The organism is Nocardioides sp. BE266, assembly GCF_031457855.1.
Taxonomy (GTDB): Bacteria; Actinomycetota; Actinomycetes; order Propionibacteriales; family Nocardioidaceae; genus Nocardioides.
In genome coordinates this window covers 265,329-290,028 of record NZ_JAURTI010000001.1, presented here as the reverse complement: position 1 = coordinate 290,028, position 24,700 = coordinate 265,329, and the positions used below count along the sequence as shown (strand labels likewise).

At 71.4% G+C, this 24,700-nt stretch carries 19 protein-coding genes; 11 read left to right on the top strand and 8 right to left on the bottom strand.

Annotated features, from left to right (window positions below; all coding sequences use genetic code 11):
* The first annotated feature begins 54 nt into the window (after window positions 1–54).
* The 8 genes from J2X46_RS01435 (at window position 55) to J2X46_RS01400 (ending at window position 14,180) form a co-directional block, all read left to right on the top strand.
* Window positions 55–1,137 carry a substrate-binding domain-containing protein gene (locus tag J2X46_RS01435; RefSeq protein ID WP_310245983.1) on the top strand — a complete coding sequence of 361 codons (1,083 nt, stop codon included), beginning with the start codon at window positions 55–57 and terminating at the stop codon, window positions 1,135–1,137.
* A 68-nt stretch (window positions 1,138–1,205) separates the two neighbouring features.
* Complete coding sequence (locus J2X46_RS01430) at window positions 1,206–2,153, top strand: ABC transporter permease (protein ID WP_310245979.1); 948 nt, start codon at window positions 1,206–1,208, stop codon at window positions 2,151–2,153.
* Window positions 2,150–3,712: a sugar ABC transporter ATP-binding protein gene (locus J2X46_RS01425; protein ID WP_310245977.1), complete on the top strand. Its 1,563-nt coding sequence runs from the start codon at window positions 2,150–2,152 to the stop codon at window positions 3,710–3,712. Before J2X46_RS01430 ends, J2X46_RS01425 begins: the two co-directional genes overlap by 4 nt.
* 1 nt (window position 3,713) lies before the next feature.
* Window positions 3,714–4,721 (top strand): ABC transporter permease, encoded by a 1,008-nt coding sequence (locus J2X46_RS01420; protein WP_310245974.1) that lies wholly within the window; start codon window positions 3,714–3,716, stop codon window positions 4,719–4,721.
* Between the two features lie 61 nt (window positions 4,722–4,782).
* Complete coding sequence (locus J2X46_RS01415; RefSeq protein WP_310245972.1) at window positions 4,783–6,285, top strand: aldehyde dehydrogenase family protein; 1,503 nt, start codon at window positions 4,783–4,785, stop codon at window positions 6,283–6,285.
* Window positions 6,282–6,947, top strand: a complete 666-nt coding sequence (gene eda / locus J2X46_RS01410) for a bifunctional 4-hydroxy-2-oxoglutarate aldolase/2-dehydro-3-deoxy-phosphogluconate aldolase (protein ID WP_310245970.1) — start codon at window positions 6,282–6,284, stop codon at window positions 6,945–6,947. The genes J2X46_RS01415 and eda overlap by 4 nt, the downstream gene beginning before the upstream one ends.
* Window positions 6,944–8,044 carry a sugar kinase gene (locus J2X46_RS01405; protein ID WP_310245969.1) on the top strand — a complete coding sequence of 367 codons (1,101 nt, stop codon included), beginning with the start codon at window positions 6,944–6,946 and terminating at the stop codon, window positions 8,042–8,044. The genes eda and J2X46_RS01405 overlap by 4 nt, the downstream gene beginning before the upstream one ends.
* A gap of 331 nt (window positions 8,045–8,375) precedes the next feature.
* Window positions 8,376–14,180: a LamG-like jellyroll fold domain-containing protein gene (locus J2X46_RS01400; protein ID WP_310245967.1), complete on the top strand. Its 5,805-nt coding sequence runs from the start codon at window positions 8,376–8,378 to the stop codon at window positions 14,178–14,180.
* A 71-nt stretch (window positions 14,181–14,251) separates the two neighbouring features.
* Here the strand turns inward: J2X46_RS01400 and J2X46_RS01395 are convergent, their stop codons facing one another.
* Complete coding sequence (locus J2X46_RS01395; protein WP_310245964.1) at window positions 14,252–14,476, bottom strand: tautomerase family protein; 225 nt, start codon at window positions 14,474–14,476, stop codon at window positions 14,252–14,254.
* Window positions 14,477–14,656: 180 nt separating this feature from the next.
* On the opposite strand from J2X46_RS01395, the gene J2X46_RS01390 reads away from it, so the two are divergent.
* A complete protein-coding gene (locus J2X46_RS01390; RefSeq protein ID WP_310245962.1) occupies window positions 14,657–15,229 on the top strand; it encodes a DUF1775 domain-containing protein in 573 nt (190 codons plus the stop codon).
* On the top strand, window positions 15,226–16,896 hold the full coding sequence (locus J2X46_RS01385; protein ID WP_310245960.1) for a CopD family protein: 1,671 nt from the start codon (window positions 15,226–15,228) through the stop codon (window positions 16,894–16,896). The genes J2X46_RS01390 and J2X46_RS01385 overlap by 4 nt, the downstream gene beginning before the upstream one ends.
* A gap of 6 nt (window positions 16,897–16,902) precedes the next feature.
* Here J2X46_RS01385 and J2X46_RS01380 read toward each other — a convergent pair whose 3' ends face one another.
* From J2X46_RS01380 to J2X46_RS01355, 6 genes are all read right to left on the bottom strand, one after another.
* Entirely contained in the window at window positions 16,903–17,244 is a 342-nt protein-coding gene (locus J2X46_RS01380; protein WP_310245958.1) for a DUF2200 domain-containing protein, read from the bottom strand.
* 2 nt (window positions 17,245–17,246) lie between these two features.
* The gene (locus tag J2X46_RS01375; protein WP_310245954.1) at window positions 17,247–18,704 is read right to left on the bottom strand and encodes a hypothetical protein; all 1,458 of its coding nucleotides are present in this window, start codon (window positions 18,702–18,704) and stop codon (window positions 17,247–17,249) included.
* Window positions 18,705–18,792: 88 nt separating this feature from the next.
* Complete coding sequence (locus J2X46_RS01370) at window positions 18,793–19,419, bottom strand: hypothetical protein (RefSeq protein ID WP_310245951.1); 627 nt, start codon at window positions 19,417–19,419, stop codon at window positions 18,793–18,795.
* Window positions 19,420–19,552: 133 nt separating this feature from the next.
* Entirely contained in the window at window positions 19,553–19,693 is a 141-nt protein-coding gene (locus J2X46_RS01365) for a hypothetical protein (RefSeq protein ID WP_310245948.1), read from the bottom strand.
* Window positions 19,690–22,347, bottom strand: coding sequence for an FAD/NAD(P)-binding protein (locus J2X46_RS01360; protein ID WP_310245946.1), 2,658 nt, complete (start codon window positions 22,345–22,347; stop codon window positions 19,690–19,692). The genes J2X46_RS01365 and J2X46_RS01360 overlap by 4 nt, the downstream gene beginning before the upstream one ends.
* Window positions 22,348–22,431: 84 nt before the next feature.
* On the bottom strand, window positions 22,432–23,034 hold the full coding sequence (locus J2X46_RS01355) for a GNAT family N-acetyltransferase (RefSeq protein ID WP_310245944.1): 603 nt from the start codon (window positions 23,032–23,034) through the stop codon (window positions 22,432–22,434).
* 52 nt (window positions 23,035–23,086) lie between these two features.
* Here J2X46_RS01355 and J2X46_RS01350 point away from each other — a divergent pair, with 52 nt between their 5' ends.
* Window positions 23,087–23,776 carry an aspartate/glutamate racemase family protein gene (locus J2X46_RS01350; protein ID WP_310245943.1) on the top strand — a complete coding sequence of 230 codons (690 nt, stop codon included), beginning with the start codon at window positions 23,087–23,089 and terminating at the stop codon, window positions 23,774–23,776.
* Here J2X46_RS01350 and J2X46_RS01345 read toward each other — a convergent pair.
* Window positions 23,769–24,626 (bottom strand): aminoglycoside phosphotransferase family protein, encoded by an 858-nt coding sequence (locus J2X46_RS01345; RefSeq protein ID WP_310245940.1) that lies wholly within the window; start codon window positions 24,624–24,626, stop codon window positions 23,769–23,771. The two genes, J2X46_RS01350 and J2X46_RS01345, sit on opposite strands and share 8 nt — an antisense overlap.
* Between the last annotated feature and the right edge of the window lie 74 nt (window positions 24,627–24,700).

The following is a 24,700-nucleotide window of genomic DNA, read 5'->3' as shown; positions in this document are numbered from 1 at the left end:
GAATCAGTCAGTCCCACCGCCGGACCCCGGCACCGAAGAGAATGAGGATCGACCATGAAGTCCATCTCCCGACCCACTGCAGCCGTCATCGGCCTGACCCTGGCCGCTGCTGCCCTCGCGGGCTGCAGTGAAGAGGCCGGCGGGGCCGGCGGCGGTGCCGAAGCCGGCGGCTGTGCTCCCGAGGACGTCGTCCTCGTGGGCCAGGTGCGCAACGAGTCCAACCCCTACGAGGCCTCGTGGCTCGACGGTGGCGACGCGTTCGCCGAGCAGGTCGACCTGTCCCAGAAGCGCCTGACCTACGACGGTGACTCCACCAAGCAGCAGGAGCAGATCACCCAGCTCCTCGCCGGCGACACCGAGTGCCTCGTGATGAACATCCTGCCCAACGGCGACTCCGACACCCTCCCGATCGTCGAGGGCGCGCAGGAGGCCGGTGCCTACCTCGTCACCCAGTGGAACAAGCCGGCCGACGTCAACGTCACCGACTACAGCCAGTGGCTGAGCCACATCACCTACAACGGTGTCGAGTCCGGCCAGCAGATCGGTGACGCGCTCGCCGAGGCCATCGGCGGCTCGGGCGGCATCATCGCCCTCCAGGGCATCCTGGACACCGGTGCCGCCAAGGACCGCTTCGCCGGTCTCGAGGCGTCGCTGGAGGCCAACCCGGACGTCACGCTGCTCGACCAGCAGACCGCCAACTTCTCCCGTGACGAGGCCCTCGCCGTCACCAAGACGCTCCTCACCAAGCACGGCGACAAGATCAAGGGCATCTGGGCCGCCAACGACGACATGGCGCTCGGCGCCCTGGCCGCCCTCGAGCAGGCGGGTCGCGACGACGTCGCGGTCGTCGGCATCGACGCCGTGCCCGACGCGCTGACCGCCATCGGCGACGGCACCATGACCGCGACCGTCTCCTCCGACGGCCCGTGGCAGGGTGGCATCGGCCTGGCGATCGGCTACTGCGTGGCCACCGGTGAGCTCTCCGTCGACGACATCGCCGACGAGGACCGCGCGTGGTTCGCCGAGCAGTTCCTGATCACCGGGGACAACGTCGCCGACTTCACCGCTCCCGAGGTGGACGAGGCCGACTTCAGCTGCGACAACGTCTTCAGCCGCTCGCAGGGCGCGATTTCGTGACCATGACATCCCCCGCCCAGGCCGACACCGACGCAGTGGTCGCGCCGCGCCCCCGGCCTCGGCGGGGGGTGTCTCTCCGGGACGCAGGTCCCCCGATCGCACTGGTCGTCATCTTCGGCATCTTCTCCGTGCTGAGCTCAGACTTCCGCACGGTCGGCAACGTGCAGAACATCATGGACGCGGCGGCGGTCCTCGCCGTCGTGGCCTGCGGCATCACCTTCGTGCTGATGATGGGGTCGATCGACCTCTCGGTGCCCGGCGTGATGGGAGCCTCCGCGATCGCGGTGGCCCTCCTGGTCGCCAACAACCGCAACGGCAACGACTGGGGACTTCTCGGGGTCCTCGTTGCGGTCCTGCTCGGCGCGGGCCTCGGGTGCGTGAGCGGCATGGCGCTGGTCAGCCTCAAGGTGCCGTCGTTCATGACCACGCTCGGCGTCTCCGCGGTCGGGCTCGGCGTCGCGACCCTCATGTTCGCCGGCGTGCAGCCCAACATCTCCGACGAGGTGCTCCACGGCTGGGCGGTCAACCGCTTCCTCGGCCTGGCCTACCTGACCTGGATCGCCATGGTCTGCGTGCTCATCGGCTGGCTCATCCAGCGCTACTCGCGCCTGGGCCGCTATGCGTACGCCATCGGCGGCGCCGAGGAGGTGCTCGCGCTGTCCGGGGTGAAGGTCGCCCCCTACAAGGTCGCCGTGTTCACCCTCGCCGGCGCGTTCTACGGGCTGGCCGGGGTGATGGTCACCAGCCAGCTCAGCGCCGGCCTCGTCCAGGCGGGCAAGGGCTACGACTTCGCGGCGATCACCGCCGCCGTCGTCGGCGGCACGCTGCTCACCGGCGGTCGCGGGGGAGTGCTCCACTCCGCGGTCGGCGTCCTCCTCGTCACCGTCCTCACCAACGGCCTCGTCCAGGTCGGGGTCAGCCCCTACTGGCAGGGCGGTGTCCAGGGACTCATCGTCGTCGCGGCCGTCTCGGCCGCGGTCATCCCCCAGCGTCGTAGGAACCAGGTGACGAAGTGACCACCCACGTGCAGGCCCGCCCCGAGTCGGTGGCACCGGCCCCGGTCAACGCCCTCGAGGTGCGCGGCCTGGTCAAGCACTACCCGGGCGTCAAGGCGCTCGACGGCGTCGACCTGGTGGTGCGCCGCAACGAGGTGCTCGGCCTCGCCGGCGAGAACGGTGCCGGCAAGTCCACCCTCCTCAAGGCGCTGGTCGGCCTGGTCCGGCCCGACGCCGGCGAGATCTGGGTGCGCGGTGAGAAGGTCCGGCTCAAGAGCGTCGTCGACGCCGCCGACCACGGCATCGGCATGGTCTTCCAGGAGCAGTCGCTGGTGCCCAACCTCACTGCCGCCGAGAACATCGTCCTCGGCAGCGAGGGCAAGGGCGTGCGCCGCGGCATCTACCGCTGGGACACCCTCCGCCGGATGGCCCAGGAGCAGCTCGACAAGATCGGCTCGCACATCGACCCGCTGGCCCGCACCGACACGCTGTCGTTCGCCGAGCGCCAGATGGTGGAGATCGCCAAGGTGCTCCGCATCGAGGAGCGCACCTCCAACCCGCCCGTGATCATCCTCGACGAGCCCACCTCGGTGCTCGAGGGCAAGGAGATCGAGACCCTCTTCACGCAGGTACGACGTCTGCGCGAGTTCGCGTCCGTCATCTTCGTCTCGCACCGCCTCGACGAGGTCCTCGACGTCTGCGACCGCGTGACCGTGCTGCGCGGCGGACAGTCCGTGGGGGAGGTGTCCACCGCGGGCGCCGTGCCCTCCGAGCTGCACCGCATGATGATCGGCTCCACCGGGTCCGACGACCACTACCACGACGGCCTCGCCGAGCGCTCCGACGAGCCTGCCCGCCCGCGCCTGGTGGTGAAGGGCCTCGCCGGCAAGAGCTTCCGTGACGTCGACCTGGAGGTCCGCGCCGGCGAGATCGTCGGCATCGTCGGCGTGCACGGCTCCGGTCGTGAGGACGTCTGCCGCGCGCTGTTCGGCGCCGAGCCGACGCTGGCCGGCGAGGTGACCCTCGACGGCGAGAAGCTCGACCTGTCCGGCACCCGTGCCGCGGTCGCCTCCGGGGTCGGCTACGTCCCCGCCGAGCGCAAGATCGAGGGCATGGTCGGGCCGATGTCGGTCGCCGACAACATGACGCTGACCAAGCAGAAGTCGCGCTGCGCCGGCCCGATGGTCGTCCCGCAGAAGCAGGCGAGCCTGGTCGACACGTGGATCGAGCGCCTCTCGATCCGCACCCCGCACCGCGGCACCCAGATCGGTCGCCTGTCCGGCGGCAACCAGCAGAAGGTCGTCCTCGCCCGCTGGCTGGTGGCCGGCGACATCCGGCTCCTGCTGCTCGACCACCCGACCCGCGGCCTCGACATCGGCGCCCGCTCGGAGGTCTACCGCCTGATGCGCGAGCTCGCCAACAGCGGCGTGGCCACCGTGCTGCTCGCCGACAGCCTCGAGGAGGCCATCGGCATGTCCGACCGGATCATCGTGATGAGCGACGGCCGGGCGACCAAGGAGGTCGCGTGCCCCTCGGGTGGCAAGCCGACCCCGCTCGACCTGGTGAAGGAGATGGTCTGAGATGAGCACCCCCGTCATCGCCGACCCCGCATCGAACCCGGCCGCCGAGGCCGCGATCGTCAAGGGCGGTCCCACCGTCGGGCAGCGGATCACCTCGTTCATGCCGGTGATCGCGCTCGTCGCGCTGCTCGCCGCGTTGACGATCGCCGACCGGGACTTCCTGACCCAGCGCAGCCTCACCGCGGCGGTGCGCACCTCAGCACCCCTCGTCGTACTGGCTGCGGGGGCGACGCTGGTCGTGCTGTGCGGTGGCATCGACCTCTCGATCGCCGCGCTCTGCTCGCTCTCGACGGTGTTCTTCGCGATGTGGCTGCCCGACCTCGGCGGCCTCACGATCCTCGCGGTCATCGCGGCCGCCGGCGCGATCGGAGCCGTCCAGGGCATCGCCCACGTGCTGCTCCGGATCCCGTCGTTCGTCGTGACGCTCGGCGGCATGAGCATCTTCTCCGCCGTCGCACTGGTGATCTCCGACGCCGGCCCGATCCGCGTCGTGGACCGCGACGCCACCAAGTGGCTCAGCCTCTACGTCGCCGGCTACGTCCCGATGTCGTTCTTCGTGGCGCTGCTCGTGGTCGCGGTGGTCTCGCTGGTCGTCAAGCTCACCCCGCTGGAGAGCTTCGTGCGTGCCACCGGCTACTCCGAGTCCGCCGCCCGGCTGGCCGGCACGCCCGTCGACCTGGTCAAGGTCGCGGCGTTCACCATCTCCGGCGCCTGCGCCGGCCTCGCCGCCGTCATGCTCGCGTCCCGCAACTTCAGCGGCAGCCCGACCATGGCCGACAACCTCCTGCTTCCCGCGGTCGCCGCGATCGTCGTCGGAGGTACGGCGATCACGGGCGGCCACGGCTCCCTCTGGCGCAGCCTCGCGGGTGCCCTCGTGGTCACCCTCCTGCGCGTCGGCCTGCCGATCGTGGGCGTGCCGTCGGCCTGGGAGCAGATCCTCTACGGCGCGATCATCGTCGCCGCCGTCGCGCTGACCCTCGACCGGTCGAAGGTGGCGATCATCAAGTAGTCGCGGCCGACCAGACCTCTCCACCACTGATCCCAGCACCCCGCACCCCGGAAGGCTTCTCATGACCACCGAGTCCCAGCTGAGCTCCCAGCTCCTGCCCGCCGTCTCCTCGTTCCTCTCCTCGCCCCGTCAGCTGCTGATCGACGGCGAGTGGGTCGACGCCAAGGACGGCCAGACCTTCGACACCCTGAACCCCGCGACCGAGGAGGTCCTCGTCAAGGTCGCCCAGGCGTCGGCCGTCGACGCCGACCGCGCCGTCGTGGCCGCGCGCAACGCCTTCGAGGCCGGTTCGCCGTGGTCGAAGATGACCCCGCGCGACCGCTCCCACCTGCTCTGGCGCATCGGCGACATGATCGACGAGCGCATCGAGGAGTTCGCCCAGCTCGAGTCCCTCGACAACGGCAAGAGCCTCGCCTCCGCCCGCGGAGACGCCGGCGTGGCCGCCGAGCTGTTCCGCTACTTCGCCGGCTGGGCCACCAAGATGGAGGGCACCACCATCCCGATGTCGGTGCCGGGCCGTGAGTTCCACGCCTACACCCGTCGCGAGGCCATCGGCGTCGTCGCCGGCATCGTGCCCTGGAACTTCCCGCTCACCATGGCGGCGTTCAAGGTCATCCCGTCGATCACCGCCGGCAACACCGTCGTCCTCAAGCCCGCCGAGCAGACCCCGCTCACCGCGCTCTACCTCGGCCAGCTGCTGCTCGAGGCCGGCGTCCCCGCCGGTGTCGTCAACGTGCTGCCCGGCTTCGGCGACGCGGGTGCCGCCCTCGTCGACCACTTCGACGTCGACAAGGTCGCCTTCACCGGGTCCACCGAGGTCGGCAAGAAGATCGCGGCCGGCGCCTCGAAGAACCTCAAGAAGGTCTCGCTCGAGCTCGGCGGCAAGGCGCCCAACATCATCTTCAACGACGCCGACCTCGAGGCGGCCATCGCGGGCGCCGCGCTCGCTGGCTACTTCAACGAGGGCCAGTGCTGCGTCAACGGCTCGCGCCTCTACGTCCAGCGCGACGTCTTCGACCAGGTCATCGAGGGCGTCGCGGCGGCGGCCAAGGCGATCAAGGTCGGCAACGGCTTCGACGCCGACACCACCATGGGCCCGCTGGTCTCGCAGGAGCAGCACGAGAAGGTCATGGGCTACGTCGCCGGTGCGGTCAAGGACGGCGCCAACCTCGTCGCGGGCAGTCCCGACCGGGCCGCCGAGAAGGGCTACTTCTTCTCGCCGACCCTCATCACCGGGGTCACCGAGGACATGGCCGTGCAGACCGACGAGATCTTCGGCCCGGTCATCACCGCCATCCCGTTCGACACCGAGGACGAGGTCGTCGCCGCGGCCAACAACACTGTCTACGGCCTCGCCGCCGGCGTCTGGTCCAAGGACCTCGGCACCGCGCACCGTGTCGGCAGCAAGCTGCGCGCCGGCACGGTCTGGCTCAACACCTGGCACGCCGACGACGTGACGCTGCCCCGTGGTGGCTTCAAGCAGTCCGGCTGGGGTCGCGAGCTCGGCTCCTTCGGTCTCGACGACTACACCGAGCTCAAGACCGTCATCGCCGAGCTCCGATGAGCGGGAGCCCCACAGACGTCCTGGGCGGCCACCGGATCGTCCCGGTGGTCGTCCTGGACGACCCAGCCAGGGCCGATGCGCTGGGCAGCGCCCTCGTGACGGGCGGACTGCCCGTCGCCGAGGCGACCTTCCGCACGCCCGAGGCCGCGGCCGTCCTGCGCCGGCTTGCCGACACCGACGAGCTCGTCGTGGGCGCCGGCACGGTCCTCACCGCGCGCCAGGTCGACGAGGCGCTCGAGGCGGGTGCGAAGTTCATCGTCTCGCCCGGCCTCAGCGCTGCCGTCGTACGACGGTGCCAGGAGGCGGGCGTGCCCGTCGTCCCGGGGATCAGCACGCCCAGCGAGATCATGCAGGCGCTCGACCTGGGCCTCGACACCGTGAAGTTCTTCCCGGCCGAGGCCAACGGCGGGCTGCCCACGATCAAGGCGCTGGCCGCGGCCTTCCCGCAGGTGCGCTTCATGCCCACCGGCGGCATCACCGTCGACACGGCACCGGCCTACCTCGCGCACCCGTCCGTCGCCGCCGTCGGCGGCAGCTGGATGGTCGCGGGCGACCTGCTCAGAGACGAGCGCTGGGACGAGGTCGCCAGCCGCTGCGCCGCCTCCACCGCCCTCTACGCCCACGACTCTCTGCAGCCTGAACTCCGAGGAGCCACCGCATGAGCATCGAGACCCGACCCGCCGAGGAGTGCGAGCTCGACATCGTCGCGCTCGGCGAGGTGATGCTGCGCCTGGACCCGGGGGAGGGCCGCATCCGCACCGCCCGCCGGTTCGAGGCGTGGGAGGGCGGCGGTGAGTACAACGTCGCCCGCGGCATGCGGAAGGTCTTCGGCAAGCGCGCCGGCGTCGTCACCGCCCTGGCCGACAACGAGATCGGCCACCTCGTCGAGAACCTGATCATGCAGGGCGGCGTGGACACCTCGCTGATCCGCTGGGAGTCGTACGACGGCATCGGCCGCACCGTGCGCAACGGCCTGAACTTCACCGAGCGCGGCTACGGCGTCCGGGGTGCGGTCGGGGTCTCCGACCGCGCCAACACCGCGATCGCCCAGATGAAGCCGGGCGCCGTGGACTGGGACGACCTCTTCGGCCGTCGTGGCGTGCGTTGGCTGCACACCGGTGGCATCTACGCCGCACTGTCGGAGAACGCCGCAGCCGTGGCCGAGGAGGCGATGGCGGCCGCGCAGAAGCACGGCACGGTGGTGTCCTTCGACCTCAACTACCGCCCCAGCCTGTGGGCGGGGATCGGGGGCACCGAGTTCGCCCGTGACGTCAACACCCGGCTCGCCGGGCACGTCGACGTGATGATCGGCAACGAGGAGGACTTCACGGCCGCGCTCGGCTTCGAGGTCGCCCACGTCGACGAGAACCTCAGCGCGCTGCCGATGGACAGCTTCGAGGCGATGGTCGGCACGGTCGCGGAGAAGATGCCGTGGTTCAAGGTCATCGCCACGACCCTGCGCACGGTCCACACCGCCAGCGACAACGACTGGCAGGCGATCGCCTGGTCGCCGGACACGGGTGTGCTCGCCTCGGCCCCGCGTGACCACCTCGGGATCTTCGACCGGGTCGGCGGCGGCGACGGCTTCGCCTCCGGGTTGGTCTACGGCCTGCTGGAGGGCGAGCCCCTGCAGCAGGCCCTCGAGCTCGGCGCCGCCCACGGCGCGCTCGCGATGACCACGCCCGGTGACACCTCGATGGCCACGGCCGCGGAGGTGCGCGCGCTCGCCGGCGGCGGCAGCGCGCGCGTGCGCCGCTAGTCGCACACGTTTCTGCACAGCACCACCACCCCCAGACCAGGTCTGGGTGGTCCGGCCCCGTGCGGGGGATCGGCCACCCAGACCTGTTTTCATGTATCTGAACCACATCTCCATTGCGTTCACGATTCTGGACAGAGTTCTTGACTCTGTGTGACGGGCGTCATACGTTCAGTCCTGTCTCCACCACACGTCTCCGTGAGCGCTGCCCGCACCCGCCGCCCGCCGAGCTCTGACCAGTCGAGCCAAGGGAACGAAGATGAACCTGCTACGCAGTTCTGCACGCGGGCGGCACGCGAGCCGCCTCCGCCGTGCGTCAGCGCACCTCGTGGCCGTGACGGCCGCGGTGGCCGTCGCGCTGCCGCTGTCGGCCGTCACCACCGCCCCCGCGTCCGCCGCCCCCGGCGACGACGACGTGCTGCGCGTCCTGCTGTTCTCCAGCGGCGACGGCGTGCACGGCTCGGTGGCCAACACCCGCGCCGCGGTCCGGGAGCTGTCCAACTCCCTCGCGGCCCAGTACGAGCTGGACGGCAACACCGGCGACCCGGCCCAGGCCGTCGCCGACATCCAGGAGACGACCAACGCCGCCGCCGCGTTCACCCCGGAGAACCTGGCCACCAAGGACGTCCTGGTCTTCGCCCATACCGCGGGCGTGCTGTTCACCCCCGACCAGCGCACCGCGCTCGAGGCCTACATCCGCGGTGGCGGCGGCTTCGTCGGCATCCACTACACCGGCTGGTCGCCCGACCAGACCGAGCACGACGTGAACCCCTTCTACCACCGCCTCGTCGGCGCGGCCGCGACCGGCCACCCCGAGCCGGCCGGCGGCCAGCGCGGCACCGTGAACGTCACCGACGCCACCAACGCGCTGACGGCCGGACTCCCGTCGTCCCTCTCCTACACCGACGAGTGGTACGAGTGGGACGTCAACCCGACGCAGAACGTGCGCACGCTGGTGTCGGTCGACGAGTCGTCGTACGCCCCCGGCACGCGCGTCGGTGAGGAGGGCACCTCCCACCCGGTGACGTGGTGCCAGACCATCGACCAGGGCCGTTCGTGGTACTCCTCGCTGGGCCACCACGCCTCCGCCTACACCGCGGCCGACGACGGCGCGAACGCCAACGACAACCAGGCCGACGACTTCGTGCGCGCCCAGCTGCGCAACGGCATCGCCTATTCCGCCGCGCTGCTGCCCGCGGACTGCTCGCCGCCCCAGAAGGACGAGCAGGGCTCGTGGAGCGACGTCACGCCGTGGCCGGTGATGCCGATCAACGCCGCCCTTACCGCGGACGGCAAGGTCCAGTCCTTCGGATCGGTCGCCGCCCCCGGGTGCACCGACAACAACCTCTACGACTACAGCGGCAACGACTGCGTCACCCAGGGCGGCCAGACGCAGATCGACGTCTGGGACCCGAAGGTGGTCCGCACGGTCGGCAACCTCGTCGCGGGCGTGATCCCCAACGCGACCTACACCGATCTGTTCTGCTCCATGCAGGTGCAGATGCCGCACCGCCGCTCGACCTTCACGGTCGGCGGTGACGACGGCCTGGGCGGCAACGCGCCCAACGACGCCGCGATCGGCGTGACCAGCTACTCCAGCGGCAAGGGCCTCAAGAACGAGGCACCGATGAACTACCCGCGCTGGTACCCCACGGGCACGACCCTCCCGAGCGGCTCGGTCGTGGTCCAGGGCGGCTCGCTGCGTGGCGGCCCCGGTGGCCCGGGCGTGCTGACGCCCGAGCTCTACGACCCCTCGCAGGGCAACTCCTGGAAGCTCCTCACCGGTGCGACCAGCTCGGCGGCCTACGGCGACGCCCAGAACGGCCAGCCCGACGAGAACCGCTGGTGGTACCCGCGTGCCTTCGTGGCCCCAACCAACGGCCACGTGTTCAACATCTCCGGCACCCAGATGTCCGAGCTCGACCCGAGCGCCGACGGTGGCGCCGGCTCGATCACGCTGCGCGGCACGCTGGGCAACGGCACGGGCAACCAGGGCGACCTCGGCAACCCGGTCGGCGCCACCTCGACCGCCACGATGTACCGACCCGGCAAGATCCTGCAGGTCGGTGGCGGCTGGTGGGCCAACGGCGGCGGCCCCGCCGGCGCGCGCGCCGGCTTCACCGTCGACATCTCCGGCGGCACCGCTGACCCGGTCGTCACCGCGACCGACCCGATGAAGTACGGCCGCCACTGGGCGTCCTCGACCGTCATGCCCGATGGCAGGGTCCTCGTCACCGGCGGCTCGCGCGACAACAACGGCCAGGCCGGCTACGTCACCAACCCGGAGATCTGGGACCCGGAGGCCGCGAGCGGCTCGCAGTGGACCGAGGTCGACGTGCCCGAGGAGCACGCCCGTCTCTACCACTCGACCGCGCTGCTCCTTCCCGACGGCAGGATCATGGTCGGCGGTGGCGGCGCGCCCGGTCCGCACAACTACACCGACGTGCAGTACTACTCGCCGACGTACCTCTTTGACGGCAACCAGCCGGCGACGCGACCCGTCGTCACGAACGCCCCGAAGAAGATCGGCTACGACGGCACGTTCTCGGTGTCGTCCGACAAGCCCGTCGAGCGCGTCACCCTGGTCCGCAACGGTTCGGTCACCCACGGCTTCAACAACGACCAGAACTTCCAGGACCTGGACTTCACGCAGAGCGGTGGCACGGTGAGCATCGACTCGCCGGCCGACGCCAACTACGCCCCGCCCGGGGCCTACATGGTCTTCGTGTGGAGCGACGGCGTGCCGTCGGTCGCGAACATCGTGCAGCTCGACCCGCAGGTGAAGATGGACTCGCCGGCCCCCGCGGTCGTCGACCAGTTCGAGTACCCGCGGCTCCCGGCCAACTTCCTGTCCATCAGCTCCTACCCCGACACCGCCCAGGTGGGCGCCGGCAGCAGCCGGATGTCGCCGTGGACGGTGGACGGCGAGGTGCAGCTGGTTCGCTCCAACGCGGCCAGCATGCGCGGCCTCGGCAGCACGGGCTACCACCTCTCACTCGGCACCAACGGCAGCCTGACCCGCACGCTCAAGGGTCTCGACGTGGGCAAGCAGTACCGCGTGTCCCTGCGCTACGCCCGCGACAGCCGTTCCACGGGGACCGGGCCCGGCACGGCGACGCTGTCGGTCGGTGACCTCACCAGCACGCTGTCGGCGACCACCGACAGGTCGTCCACCACCGCCTTCGACACCTACGTCGGGACCTTCACCGCCGCCGCGCGGCAGCAGGACCTGACGCTTGCAGGCGGCGGACCGGGCGCGACCCTGGTGGTCGACGACCTCGTGGTCGTCGGCTCGGGGCTCGGGAGCGCCGACGCCCAGGTGAGGTACGAGTTCGAGGAGGGCGCCGGCACGACCGCTGCCAACACCGGCTCGGACATCACCGTCGGCGACGCCACGCTGGTCGGCACCTCCGGTTGGAGCACGACCGGCATCAACGGTGGCGCGCTCGACCTGAAGGGCGGCAACAACGCCAACACGGTCGACCTGCCCGACAACCTGCTCCAGGACGAGGCGAGCTTCACGACCTCCTTCTGGGTCCGGCCCGACACCAAGGGGAACTGGATCAACCTGTTCCACATCGGTGACGGCCTGGGCGACGCAGGCAGCTTCTTCCAGATCCAGATGCAGACCGACGCCGCCCCCGGCGGGACCGGGCTCGCAGCGACGTTCAAGAAGAAGGGCAGCAACGTCCAGGAGCGGGTCTACGCCACTCCGACCAAGGACGTCACGGCCAACCAGTGGAACCACGTCGTCTTCACGCGACAGGGTGCCGTCGGCACGCTCTACCTCAACGGTCAGCAGATCGCCCAGCGCACCGACCTGACGCTGACGATGACCGACGTCGGTCCGACGACGAACAACTGGCTGGGTCGCAACGGCTACCCCGACCCGGCGTTCGACGGACTGATGGACGACGTACGCCTCTGGACCACGGCCCTGTCGGCCGCTGACGTCTCCGGCCTGTACGCCGACGGCAGCGCGCTCGGCACGACCACCACGGTCGCCACCTCGCCCGCATCCCCGTCGGAGTTCAACGCCCCCATCACGGTGTCGGCGACGGTGAAGGACTCGGCCGACGCCAACCCGACGGGTGTCGCAGAGCTCTGGATCGACGGCGAGAGCGTGGGGAGCCAGGTCACCGTCACCCACGGCCAGGTCTCGTTCCCGCCGGTCACGCTGGCCCCGCGCCAGCACGCCATCGAGGTCCGCTTCGTCGCGGCCGCCGGGTGGCGCGACTCGGTCGGCACGGCCCAGCACACCGTCTCCCGGCCTCCGGTCGGCGAGGGCGTGCCGGTGCACTACAAGTTCGACGAGGGCTCGGGCACCACGTCGGTCAACTCCGGGTCCGACCCGGCCATCGGCAACGCCACGCTGCAGGGCAACGCCGGCTGGACGCCGACCGGCAAGTACGGCGCCGGCGTGAACCTGCCCGGCCAGGGCCACGTCCAGCTCCCGAACGACATCACGTTCGGCATGGACGAGGAGATGACCGTCTCCACCTGGATCCGTCCCACGGCCCTGCCCAACTGGACCACCCACGTCCAGATCGGCAAGGACACGACGGAGTTCCTCCTGCTCCAGTCGGAGACCGACAACGGCAACCGCGGCTTCGCGGTGACGATGCGGATGAACAACGGCGAGCAGTACCGCACCCAGCTGAACGGCACCGCCGACCTGCCGCTGAACCAGTGGACGCACGTCGCCGTGACGCTCGGCCCCTCGCCCACCGGCGGTGGCACGACCGTGAAGATCTACTTCAACGGCGTGCTGCAGACCAACGGTGGTGTGCGGGACAACGTCCCGGTCACCATCGGGGACATCGGTGACGGCGGCACCACCGCCAACTACATCGGCAACGGCAGCTGGAACGACCCGCGTCCGACCGAGCAGCAGGACGACTTCCGGATCTACGGCTACGAGCTCACTGCCGCCGACGTCCTGGAGCTGTTCGAGGGCGACGTCAACCGGGCGCCGGTCGGTGTCGACGACACCTACACGACGACGGAGGGTCAGGCGCTCGTCGTCGAAGCCCCCGGCGTCCTCGCCAACGACACCGACGCCGAGGGCGACACCCTCACCGCCACTGGGCTCACCCAGCCGGCCGACGGAGTCGTGACGATGGCTGCCAACGGCTCGTTCACCTACACGCCCGACGCCGACTTCGTGGGCACGACCACCTTCACCTACACGGCGTACGACGGCACGTCCGCGTCCGCGCCCACCACCGTGACCATCACGGTGGGGGAGAAGCCCAACGCGGCGCCGGTCGCGGTGGACAACGCCTACGAGGTCATCGCCGGTCAGGAGCTGGTGCTGGGTGCGCCGGGCGTGCTCGGCAACGACACCGACGCCGACGGTGACAGCCTCACCGCCACCAAGCTCAGCGACCCGATCAACGGGTCGGTGGTCCTGGCCGGCAACGGAGGGTTCACCTACAAGCCGGACGGTGGCTTCACCGGCAAGGACACGTTCACCTACCGGGTGAGCGACGGCACCGCCACCTCCGGCATCGCCACGGTCAGGATCACCGTGAAGCCGGCCGGCGGTTCGGGCGACGGGCCGGCAGCCTCCGCGGTGGCGGGCGCCTCGGCACCCTTCACCTACGGCACGGTCGGCTCGGTCGCGGTCGGGGTCTCCCCGGCAGCGGCGACCGGCAAGGTCGAGCTGGCGGACGGCACGCAGGTGCTCGCGTCCGGCACCCTGGCCTCCGGTCAGGCGCGTCTGGAGCTGGCGGCCAAGGGCCTCCTGCCCGGCACCCACCAGCTCACCCTGCGCTACCTCGGCGACAGTGCCCACAAGGCGTCGTCCGCCCAGGTGCAGGTGGTCGTGGAGAAGGTCGTGCCGCGGATGACCGTCAAGGTGCCCGACACCGTCAAGAAGGGCAAGAAGGCGGCCGTGAAGGTCTCCCTCACGGCTCCCGACGGCGTGCCGGTCACCGGCAAGGTCTCCGTCGCGGTCAAGGGAGGTGGGACGGTCACCGGGACGCTGGTCAACGGCAAGGTGGTCGTCAAGCTGCCCAAGGCCACGAAGGGCAAGCTCCGCCTGACCGTCACCTACCTCGGCAGCGACCTCGCCGAGAAGGTGGTCGACACGGCCACCGTCAAGGTGACCAAGAAGAAGTCGAACCGCAAGCGGTAGGCACAGCAACAGCGCGGGCCCGGAGGATGATCCTCCGGGCCCGCGCTGCGTGTCGGTCTGGCGAGAGCCGCTCAGTCGTCCGCGAGGGCGGCGACCACGCCGGCCCGGCTGTCGTCCTCGCTGGCGAGGACCCCGCCGTTGGCGACGATGTCGGCGGTGATCTCGGTGAAGACCATGCGGACGTCCTGGCGACGGGCGCCGAGGATCTCCACGGCGCTGTCGGCCACGGCCTTCGCGAAGTCCCGACGCTGCTCGAGGGTGCGGCCGCGCAGCAGCTCGACGGTGATGTTGGGCATGGGATGGATCCCTTTCTGGGGCGGCCGCTCGGTGCGCGTTCACACGCGGGACCTGGATTCAGTGACTTGAATCACCGTACGCCCAGTTCACATCCTTGACAACAGTTCGACAGGCTGGTTGTGTGAGCACGGTCACCCTCGTCACCCCCGACCTCCTCCTGACCCCCCACTGGAGCGCCCATGAACGGCACGCGCGCGAGCCTCGGCGCCGCTGCGGCCGGCGCGGTGCTCCTCGTGGTGGCGGCTCCGGCGGCGGCGCACGTGACGCTTTCTCCCTCGAGCACGACCGCGGGCTCGACCGCGCTCGTACGCCTCGTGGTGCCGCACGGCTGCGAAGGCTCGGCCACGACCGAGGTCGCCGTCCGGATGCCCGATCAGGTCAGTGAGGTCGAGGCCGCGAGCACCGAGCGCTGGGAGGCCGATCATGCCGACGGCACCCTCACCTACCGCACCGACGACCCGCTGCTCGACGGTGTCGAGGACGCGGTGCAGTTCTCCGTCCGCCTGCCCGAGGAGGCGGGCGTGACGCTCGTCTTCCCCGTCGTGCAGCGCTGCGAGGGCAGTGAGGCCGCCTGGACCGAGGTGGCCGCCGACGAGGCCAGCCGCGAGCAGCTGGAGATGCCCGCGCCGGTGATCGTGGTGACCGCCGGCGCCCGCTCCGAGCGCCTGATGACCCTGGGCGCCGTGGGGCTGGTCGCCGCCGGATGCGTGGCCAGCGGTGGGGTCCTGGCGCTGCGCCGCCGACGCGCATGACCTCCGTTGTGGTCCGGCGGGCGGCCGGGTGGCTCCTCCTGCTGCCGCTGGCGTGCGTGCTGCTGCTCGGTGCCGCTGCGCCCGCCTCCGCCCACGCGACCCTGATCGGCACCGACCCGGTGGAGGGTGCCGTCCTCGACACGGCGCCCGACGACGTCACCTTCACCTTCAACGAGTCGGTGATCGGGGTGCCGGCCGGCATCCGGGTCTTCGACGCGACGGGGGAGGAGGTGGCCTCGTCCGCGACCGTCCGCGACGCCGAGCTGGTGGTCCACCTCGACGAGGAGGTGGATGAGGGCACGCTCGTGGTCGTCTGGCGCCTCGTGTCGGAGGACGGCCACCCGATCGGCGGCTCGCTCACCTTCTCGGTGGGAGCGCCGAGCGACGTCGTCGACGTACCGACCACGAGCGCGGACGCCGACACCACCGCACCGCTGCCCCTCAGCGTGGTCCGCTGGCTGGGCTACCTCGGGCTGCTGGTTGCGACCGGGGCCGCCATCTTCGCGGTGCTGTTCCTGCCCGCCGGACGCGACGCCGACGGGTCGCGCCGGCGGCTGCGTGCCGCCGTGCGTCCCGCCGCCGGGCTGGCCGCGCTGGGGTGGCTCCTCGCCGTGCCGCTCGTCGCGCTCTACCAGCTCGGCGTGGGCGCCTCGGCGCTCGGCGACGGCTCGACCTGGTCGGCCCTGGCGCCGATGGAGTACGTCGTACCTGCCGCGGTGGTCGCTGGGCTGGTGCTCGTCGCCCTCGCCCTCCCGGTGCGCGAGCCCGACGGTGCCCGCCGGGCGCTCGTGCTCGCGGGGTGCGTGGTTGCGCTCGCCGCGCCCGCCTTCACCGGGCACACCCGGGCGGCCTCGCCGGAGGCGCTCGTGGTCGCCGTCGACGTGCTCCACCTCGTCGCCGGCGCGGTGTGGCTCGGTGGGCTCGTGGCGGTCGCGCTCGTGCTGGCCGACCTCGCGGCCCGTGACGACTCTGGCGCGGTGGCGCTGAGCCGGTTCTCGACCTGTGCGTCCGCCGTGCTGGCGGTGCTGCTGGTCACCGGCACGCTCGGCGCCTGGCGGATCGCCGGCTCGTGGGGCGCGCTGCTCGACACCGGCTACGGCGGGCTGCTGCTCGTCAAGTTCCTGCTTGTCCTGGTCGCCGTCGCGATCGCGGCGTGGAACCGGTTCTCCCTGCTCCCGGGGCTCCGTGACGCGTCCCGTCGGCGCGAGCGCCGCGACGCCGCCGGCCTCCTCGTCCGTACGACGCTCGCCGAGGCCGGCGTCCTGGTCGCCGTGCTGCTGGTGACCGGCTTCCTCGTCGACCGGAGCCCCGAGGTCGCGGTCGCGGCCGATGCCTCGAGCCCGGGTGCGGCCAGCGCGGGGGAGTCCGTCGAGCTCGGCGAGCTGACGGGTGAGGTCACCCTCGAGCCGGTCGCGGTCGGGCCGACCACGGTGACGATCGAGCTGACCGACGACGCGGGCCGCCCTGCGGAGGGCTTCGAGGCGCCGCGGCTCAGCCTGTCGACGGACGGCGTCGACCTCGGCGCGGTGTCGCTGAGCAACCAGGGTCCGGGCGTCTACTCCGGCGACGTGGTGATCCCCACCGCCGGCGCGTGGGAGGTGCAGGTCTCCCTGCGCACCACCGAGTTCGACAACCCGGTCAAGACGATCGTCTTCGACGTGCGCTGAGCCGGCTCAGCCCCGCAGCACCTTCTCCATCGGCCGCCCCTTGGCGAGCTCGTCGACGAGCTTGTCGAGGTAGCGGATGCGGCGCATCAGCGGGTCCTCGACCTCCTGCACCTTCACGCCGCACACCGATCCGGTGATCTGGTCGACGTGCGGGTTGAGGGTGGCGTCGGCGAAGAAGCCTTCGAAGGTCGTCCCGTTGTCGAGGTGCGTCTGGAGCGCCCCCTCGTCGAAGCCGGTGAGCCACTCGATGACCTCGTCGAGCTCGGCCTGCGTCCGGCCCTTGCGCTCCACCTTGGCGACGTAGTGCGGGTAGACCGACGCGACGCTCGTGGTGAAGATCCGGTGCATCCTCAGAGGATAGGCGGCTCGTAGGTCAGGGCAGGCGCGAAGTAGAGCTCCACGCCGTCCGGTGCTTCTGTCATGGCGGACGCTTGTCGGTCCGTGAGCCTGGTCGTGCCGGAATGGTCCACGAGGTAGGCCAGCCCGTGCGGCGTACGCCAGAGGTGGCGCCCGGGACCGACCACGCGGGTGGTGAAGCCGCCCAAGGTCTTGGTGCGGTGATGTCGTCGCCGAAGCGGTCCGGAGTTGTGCGGCCCCGTCTGACCCGGCGGGCCGGTGTCGTCGTACGGCACGGCGTGGTCAAAGTCCACCGTGTCACGGGTCGCCGATCGCGGGGTGAACGGGAAGCAGTCACCGCCTGACTGGGACCAGACGTGGTCCTTGATCATCTCCGGGTGCTCGTAGGCGTCGGAGCGTCTGCGCAAGCGGAGGTCGAGCACAGGGGTCACGGAGACGTGTGCATGACCGAGGACGTCGGCCAGCGCGGTGACGTCGATGGGGCCGACGCCCTCGATGCGGGCGACGCCCTCGCGAGCGCGCAGGGCTTCTTCGGTGACGTGGACGAAGAGTCGGCCACGACCACGGAGCCGCGCCAGCTGAGAAGCGGGGAGCGCGCAGAGTCGCTCGACGGTGTGGGCGAGGTGATCGGGTGCCCAGGCCGGCTGGGTCGACTCGGTCGTGTTCGGGTCGGTCTTGGGCTGGGTGTGCTCGAGGAGCAGCTTCAGCAGCTCGACGGGACGGGCCAGCCACCCGAGGGCGAGCGACCTGAGCTCGTCGTGGTTGTGGTCGTGACCGTGCTCGAGGGCGAGGATGTCGGCGACTCGGTCGACCATGGCGTCGATCCACGCTGCGTCGCCGGCTGTCACGCGGGCGATCACGTGGCGGTAACCGAACTCATCAGCGCGCGAGAGTCGCACGTAGCGCTCGTGCCGCGACCGCTCACGCTCGCCACGGTGGGTCTCCGGGTCTGCCTCGATCGTCTTCGCGCGGGCGATCTCCAGCACGGTCGAGGGTGCGTGACCCGCGACGGCCCGTGCTGTCGCTCGATCGACGCGGGCGACCTGGTCGGACAGCAGCCCACGACTGATCACGGCGACCTTGCGCGCCACCCACGGCTCGCAACGGCCGGCCTTCACGACCTGCCAAGTGAGCGGGAACCGGTGGACCAGGTCGAGTCCGTCGGCGATGAGAGCACGCGTGGTGGCGGGATGGGTCTCTCGCGCCATGGCGAGCTCGGGGATCGAATGGTCGCGGACCGACGGCGTGCCGTCGCCGCCCGGAGTGACCATCGGGTCGCGCTCATCCCTTGGGTGTCCGTTGACCACCGCCCACTCGATCGCGAGCTCCAGCTCCGCCACCTCCGCCAGGCGGCGCGTCCGCAGCGCCTCGGTCGCGAAGTCCAGCAGGTCCCTCCCCGTCGCCCCACGAGGCGCCTGGCGTGGCTCGGCTCGGAGAGTGGTGATGGACATGCTTCATTGTATCGAACACATGTTCGAACATCAATGGCTGATGGTGGTTGTGAAGACTGGTCTGCTCGAACTGTTCGGGACACGCCGCTCAGAGGATCAGGCCGCGTTGCCGGCGTTGCTCCTCGAGCTGTTCGATGGCGGCGTCGAAGGCCCACTCGGCGATCACCATTGAGCCTGCCTCCCACAGGTGATGGTGCTCGTCTGAGTTGGGATCGCTGGTAACGACGTACCTCGCCGAGCTGAGCTCCTCGGTGGGGGTGAGGCCGGCCCCGGTCGCACGTTGGTGCCACGCGGGGACTTCGGTGCCGAGGGGGTCTGCAAATCCGATTCGATCGCGCGGCGTCAACCCCAGCCCGGCGACGAGCAGAGGCGGCTCGATGTCACGCGCCGTCAGGACGAGCTCGATCGCTTCGGGCATGGGGATCGCCAAGGCCGCGGCGACCATCGTCAGCTGAGCCTCCTCGTCGAAGGTGATCTGTTTGTCGGCCCAGGCCGTGACAGCCAGAGCAACGAAGTAGCCGCGATGAATGTGGTCGAGCCGATCCGCAGGCAGGTTCAGCTCGGTCGCGACCGCCGCAAGTTTGGAGCGCTCGAAGGAGGCAACGAATCCATCCACCAGGGCGGCGTCGAGGTGGTCGACATACGCCGCGACGCGCATGCTCGGTTTCATGTCCGGCATGGTGGCACGCTCGTCGGACAGAATCCGCCGAATCATGGATGGCCTCTCCGCAACGCGTCGGTCCGGATGAGCCGGATGCAGTTGTCACTCACCGAGTGAGCATGGCGCAGGTCGGCCGGGAGTGAACGCTGATCGGGCTGAGCGGGCGGTACGCGACGCAAAACCCCGGTCAGACCGAGTCCTCCCGCAGCAGCCACCAGCCGGCGAGCCAGGCCGCGGCCGCCGCGACGAGCTCGAGGTGCAGGTCGTTGATCGCCATCGCGATCATCGAGGTGGCGGCGACGGATGCGAACGCGTCGTTCGCGATCACCGGGCGACCGCCTGGGAGGACTGCACCGCCGCCCGCCGCCGCGCGTCCAGAGCCGAGGACCGCCGCGACAGCCGGCCGTCGAGCACGGCGGCGGCCTCGGCGTTGCGCCCGGCCATCGCCAGCGCGTGGACGAGGGTGTCCTCGACGACCTCGCGCTGGGCCTTGCTGCCGCCCAGCGGGTCCATCGTCGCGACGACCGAGGTCAGGGTGGCCGAGGCGGCGTTCCAGCGCTCCTCGACGACCGAGACGAGCCCGGTGCACAGCGGTGCGACCACGTCGCGGAAGACCCGGTCCTCGCTGCGCGCGGCGTGCTCGCCGAGCCGGGAGAGGCCCGCGGCGTCGCCGGCGGCTGCGAGCAGGACCGCGCCGTGCGTCGCGGCGAACGGCGTCGTCGGGGCGGTGAGCCACTCCTCCGGAGCCGCAGCGCGTACGGCGTCCACGGGCTGGTCGTCGGTCCAGGCGCCGGTGACCCGGCCGCGCCACAGCAGCGCGCCGCTGTCGACGACGATCCGGCTGCCGCTGACGACGGACGGCGCGAGCTCGCGGGCGTAGCGACGTCGTACGGCATCGACGTCGTCCTGCATCAGCTCGTGGAGGGCGGCGTGCCACGAGAAGTGCGAGCGGTGGTTGGCCTCGGGGCCGCGGGTGCGGATCCACTCGTCGAGCCACGCCAGGCCGGCGGCGTGCTGACCGGTTTCGTAGAAGACGTGGGCGCGGGCGTGGACGGCGTGGCCGGAGGCCGGCTCCACGGAGAGGGCGTAGGAGGCCAGGTCCTCGGCCTCGGACCAGCGCTCCTGGTCCTGCCGGACGAACGCGAGCTGGCCGGCGTACCACCAGTCGTCGCCGTAGGAGCGGCCCAGCGACTCCACCAGCTGGGCGGTCTGCGAGCCGCTGGTGAGGCCGCCGAACGCGACGGTGGGTACGGCGACGCTGACGGCCAGGGCGTCGCGCGGGAAGAGGCGCACGTGGCGCAGCAGGGCTGCGGCGCCGGTGGCCTCGTCGGTGCGCAGCCGTGTGGTCACGGCGTCGAGGAAGGAGGACTCGCGGTCGTCGAGGTGCCGGTCGGCCGCGGCGCGGTGCGCGGCCCGCAGCGACGCCTGCCAGTGGGTGTTGGTGCCCCACTCGTGGCCGAGGAGCGCCAGCGCCGCGTGCGCCTGGACGAAGCCCTCGTCGGCGGCGACGGCCTCGGCGAGACCGTCCTCGACGCCGCCCTGGAGCCGCAGCAGCCGGCCGAGCGCGTCGTTGTAGAGGTCCGCGGCACCCGTGCTGGTCGAGAGGGTGAGGCCGTAGGGGTCGACCGGACGGCGGTGCGACTCGCCGTGCATCGACCGGCTGACGATCCGCGCGACGTCGTAGGCCTGCTCGCGGATCTCGGGCATCGCGGTCGACTCCCAGAGATTTCCCCGCCGCAGGGAGCCGACCGCGAGGAACGGGAGCGCCTCGGGGAGCGTGCCGACGATGCGGCCGTCGTCGGCGGTGTCGATGCCCAGGCCGGCGGGGCCGGGGCGCACCAGGCCGGTCTGCGCGAGGCGGGTGAGCAGCGGGTCGGCGGCGATGGAGCCGACCGGGCCGGTGCAGTTGACCACGGCCGCCACCCGCAGGGTGGTGCCGTCATCGAGGGTGACGCGCAGGGCGCTGGGGTCGGCCTGCACGGCCGCGATGGTGCCGCGGTGGCGCTCGAGGCGACCCTCGGCCGCGATCGCGTGGAAGCGGCGCGCGGTGGCCGGGGCCATGCGGTGGCGGTGCACGTCCCAGGCGCGGGCGTCCTCGCCGATGAAGCGGCGCTTGTCGGCCTCGGAGAGACCGCGCCAGAGCTGGGCGGTGACGGGACGGAGGCCGTCGATCGCTGCCCGCCAGTCGCCGGTGGCCTCCACGGTCTCCTCGACGTGCGCGGCCAGCGTGGAGCGCAGTGTGTCGAGGTCCTGGGTGCGGGTGATGCCCGGCGGCGGCGGGACCGGGGGAGTCGTCGGCAGCACGTGCGGGCGGGGTACGGCGTCGTTGCGCGAGACCACGTGGACCGTGCGGTCGGGCCGGTCGGCGCTGATGGCGAGGTCGACCATGGTGAGGCCCGAGCCCAGCATCAGCACGTCGCCGACCCCGGGGATCCCCTGCGTCCACGGGTCGGCGACGAGTCGGGGGTCGGCCGCGAGCTCGGGCGGCGCCCAGCCGGTGCCGGGGCGGCTGCTGGTCGCGAGCACGACCGCGCGCGCCTCGATGGTGTCGCCGTCGGAGAGCTCGACGACGAACCTGTCGCCGGAGCCGGCGATGTCGACGACCTCGGCGCGACGTCGTACGAGCCGGGCGTTGCCGGGGAACTCCGTCGCCGTCGTGAGCAGGCTCTCGAGGTAGCGGCCGAAGACGGCACGGGGTGCGAAGTCGTGGGGCTGGAACCTCGGGTCGTGGTGGTTGCGCAGCCAGCGGAGGAAGTGCTCGGGGTCGCGGGGGAACGCGCTCATGCCCGAGGCGGGGACGTTGAGGAGGTGGCGCTCGTCGGTGGTGGAGTACGCCTGGCCGCGCCCGGTCGTGGGGGCGGGGTCGACGAGCTCGACGCGGAAGCGCGAGGAGAGCGCGGTGACCAGGTGGGTCGCGACCAGCGTGCCGCCGGCGCCCGCTCCGACCACCACGACCCGACAGTCGCCCTCGTTCGTCCTCATCGCCGACCTCCTACTTTTAGTACAGTGAATTACTGGACTAAGGTAGCAAGATGTCGGCCCGGAGCACGAGTCGGCGCCGGCGTGTCAGGTGTTCGTGCGCATGATCACGCGCGGGAAGCCCGCCGAGGTCGCCTCGGTCGAGCCGGCCAGCTCGAAGCCGGCGTCCTCGAAGAGCTTGCGGGTGCCGACGTAGGCCATGGTGAGGTCGACCTTCTCGCCCCGGTTGTCGACGGGGTAGCCCTCCACGACGGGCGCGCCCCGCTGCGCGGCGTAGGCCACCGCTCCGTCGAGCAGGACGTGGGAGATGCCGCGGCCACGGTGCCCGGGCCGCACCCGGATGCACCACACGGACCAGGCCGGCTGGTCGTCGACGTGGGGGATCTTCGTCGAGCGCGCGAACGGCAGGTCCGCACGGGGCGCGACCGCGGCCCAGCCGACGACCTCGTCGCCGTCGTAGGCGAGCACGCCGGGCTTGGTGCGCTTGCGGGTCAGGGCCTCGACGAAGGCACCGCGCTCAGGACCGGCGAGCGACGTGTTGTCCTTGGCGGGGATGCGGTGGCTCAGGCACCAGCACACGCTCGACGTGGGGTTCTTCGGCCCGACCATGGTGCGGACGTCGTCGAAACGCGCGTGGGTCGCCGGGAACACCCGGATGCCGTCAGACTCCGCCAGGGGCTTGGTGGCCATGGCTCGCACGCTAGACCGGGTCACCGACACCTCGCCGTGTTCAATGGCGGACATGAGGAAGATCGGTCTGCTGGGCGGGATGAGCTGGGAGAGCACGGCGCTCTACTACCGGCTGCTCAACGAGGACGTCCGCGAGCGGCTGGGCGGCTTCCACTCCGCCCGGATCGTGATGGCGTCGGTCGACTTCGCCGACATCGAGGCGATGCAGGTGGCCGGCGACTGGGACACGGCCGGCGTCGCGCTCGCGGAGGAGGCCCGCTCGCTCGAGGCGGCCGGTGCCGAGTGCGTGGTGCTCTGCACCAACACGATGCACAAGGTGGCGGACGCGATCGAGGCGGCCGTGACGATCCCGCTGCTCCACCTCGCCGACGTCACCGCCGATGCAGTGAAGGCCGCTGGGCTCGACCGGGTCGCGCTGCTCGGCACCCGCTTCACGATGGAGCAGCCGTTCTACGCCGACCGGCTCCGATCCCACGGCCTCGAGGTGCTCGTCCCCGAGGGCGACGACCTCACCCTGGTCCACGACGTGATCTACGACGAGCTGGTGCTCGGCGCGGTCCGCCCCGAGTCCCGGACGTCGTACGTCGACGTGGTGCGGCGGCTCGTCGAGCGGGGCGCCGGGGGAGTGGTCCTCGGCTGCACCGAGATCGAGCTGCTCATCGGCCCGGACGACGTCGACGTCCCGGTCTTCGCGACCACGGCGCTCCACGCGCGGGCCGCCGTGGACTTCGCCCTCAGTTGAGGCGGCCGACGACGAGGTCCAGCCACTCGTCGAGGCCCTCGAGCTGGTCGGGCCGGCCGAACATCGGCGGCCTGCCGGGTGGTGGGAGGTAGCCGACGGCGTCCATCACGAGCCAGTGGGCGTCGTACGGACTCGCCGCGACTTGGGCGTAGGCCTCGAGGAACGACTCGCCGCGCGCGGTGTCGGACATGATGGCGAGGTTGGACGCCGCGTGCGCCGCGTCGAGCCACGCCGGCCCGGTCGAGGTCTCCACCCAGTCCACGACCCCGCTGATCGCGCCGTCGAGCCACAGCAGGTTGCGGTGGCCGAAGTCGCGGTGCAGGAACGTCGGCTCGTAGGCGGGCGCAGGACTCGCGAGCACCTCGAAGGCGCGGCGCCACGAGCCGGGGTGGCGGGTCCACGACGGGACGACCCACTTCGCCTCCCACGCCCACGACTGGAAGGTGCGGAACGGCGGGTCCGGCCGCTGGGCGTGCAGGGTGGCGAGCAGGTCGGCCATCGCGCGGAGGGCGTCGTCGTCGAGGTCGGCGAGCGGTGCGCCCGGGAGCCGGGACATCAGGTGGGCCGCGACCCCGGCGACCGCGCCCTCGGCGTCGAGTGCCAGGCTCGTCGGCGCCGGGACCGGGGTGCCGGCCATCGCGCGCTGGGCGTCACGCTCGCGCGTGGTCAGCTCGGCGCCGTGGGTGCGCCACGGCTCGTTGGTCATCAGCCGCAGCACGGTGTCGGACCCGTCGTCGTGCTGCAGTCGGAGGATCGTCGAGGTCGCCCCGCCGTCGAGGGGGTCGTGGGTGGTGACCGGCGAGCCGACCGCCGAACCGGCCCACGCGAGCGCAGAGGAGAGGTCGACCACGCCGCGAGGCTAGCGATCGGCGACGCGAGGCGCAGAGCTGCACACGTGTCCGGGATGTCGCCCCGCGGGCCTGG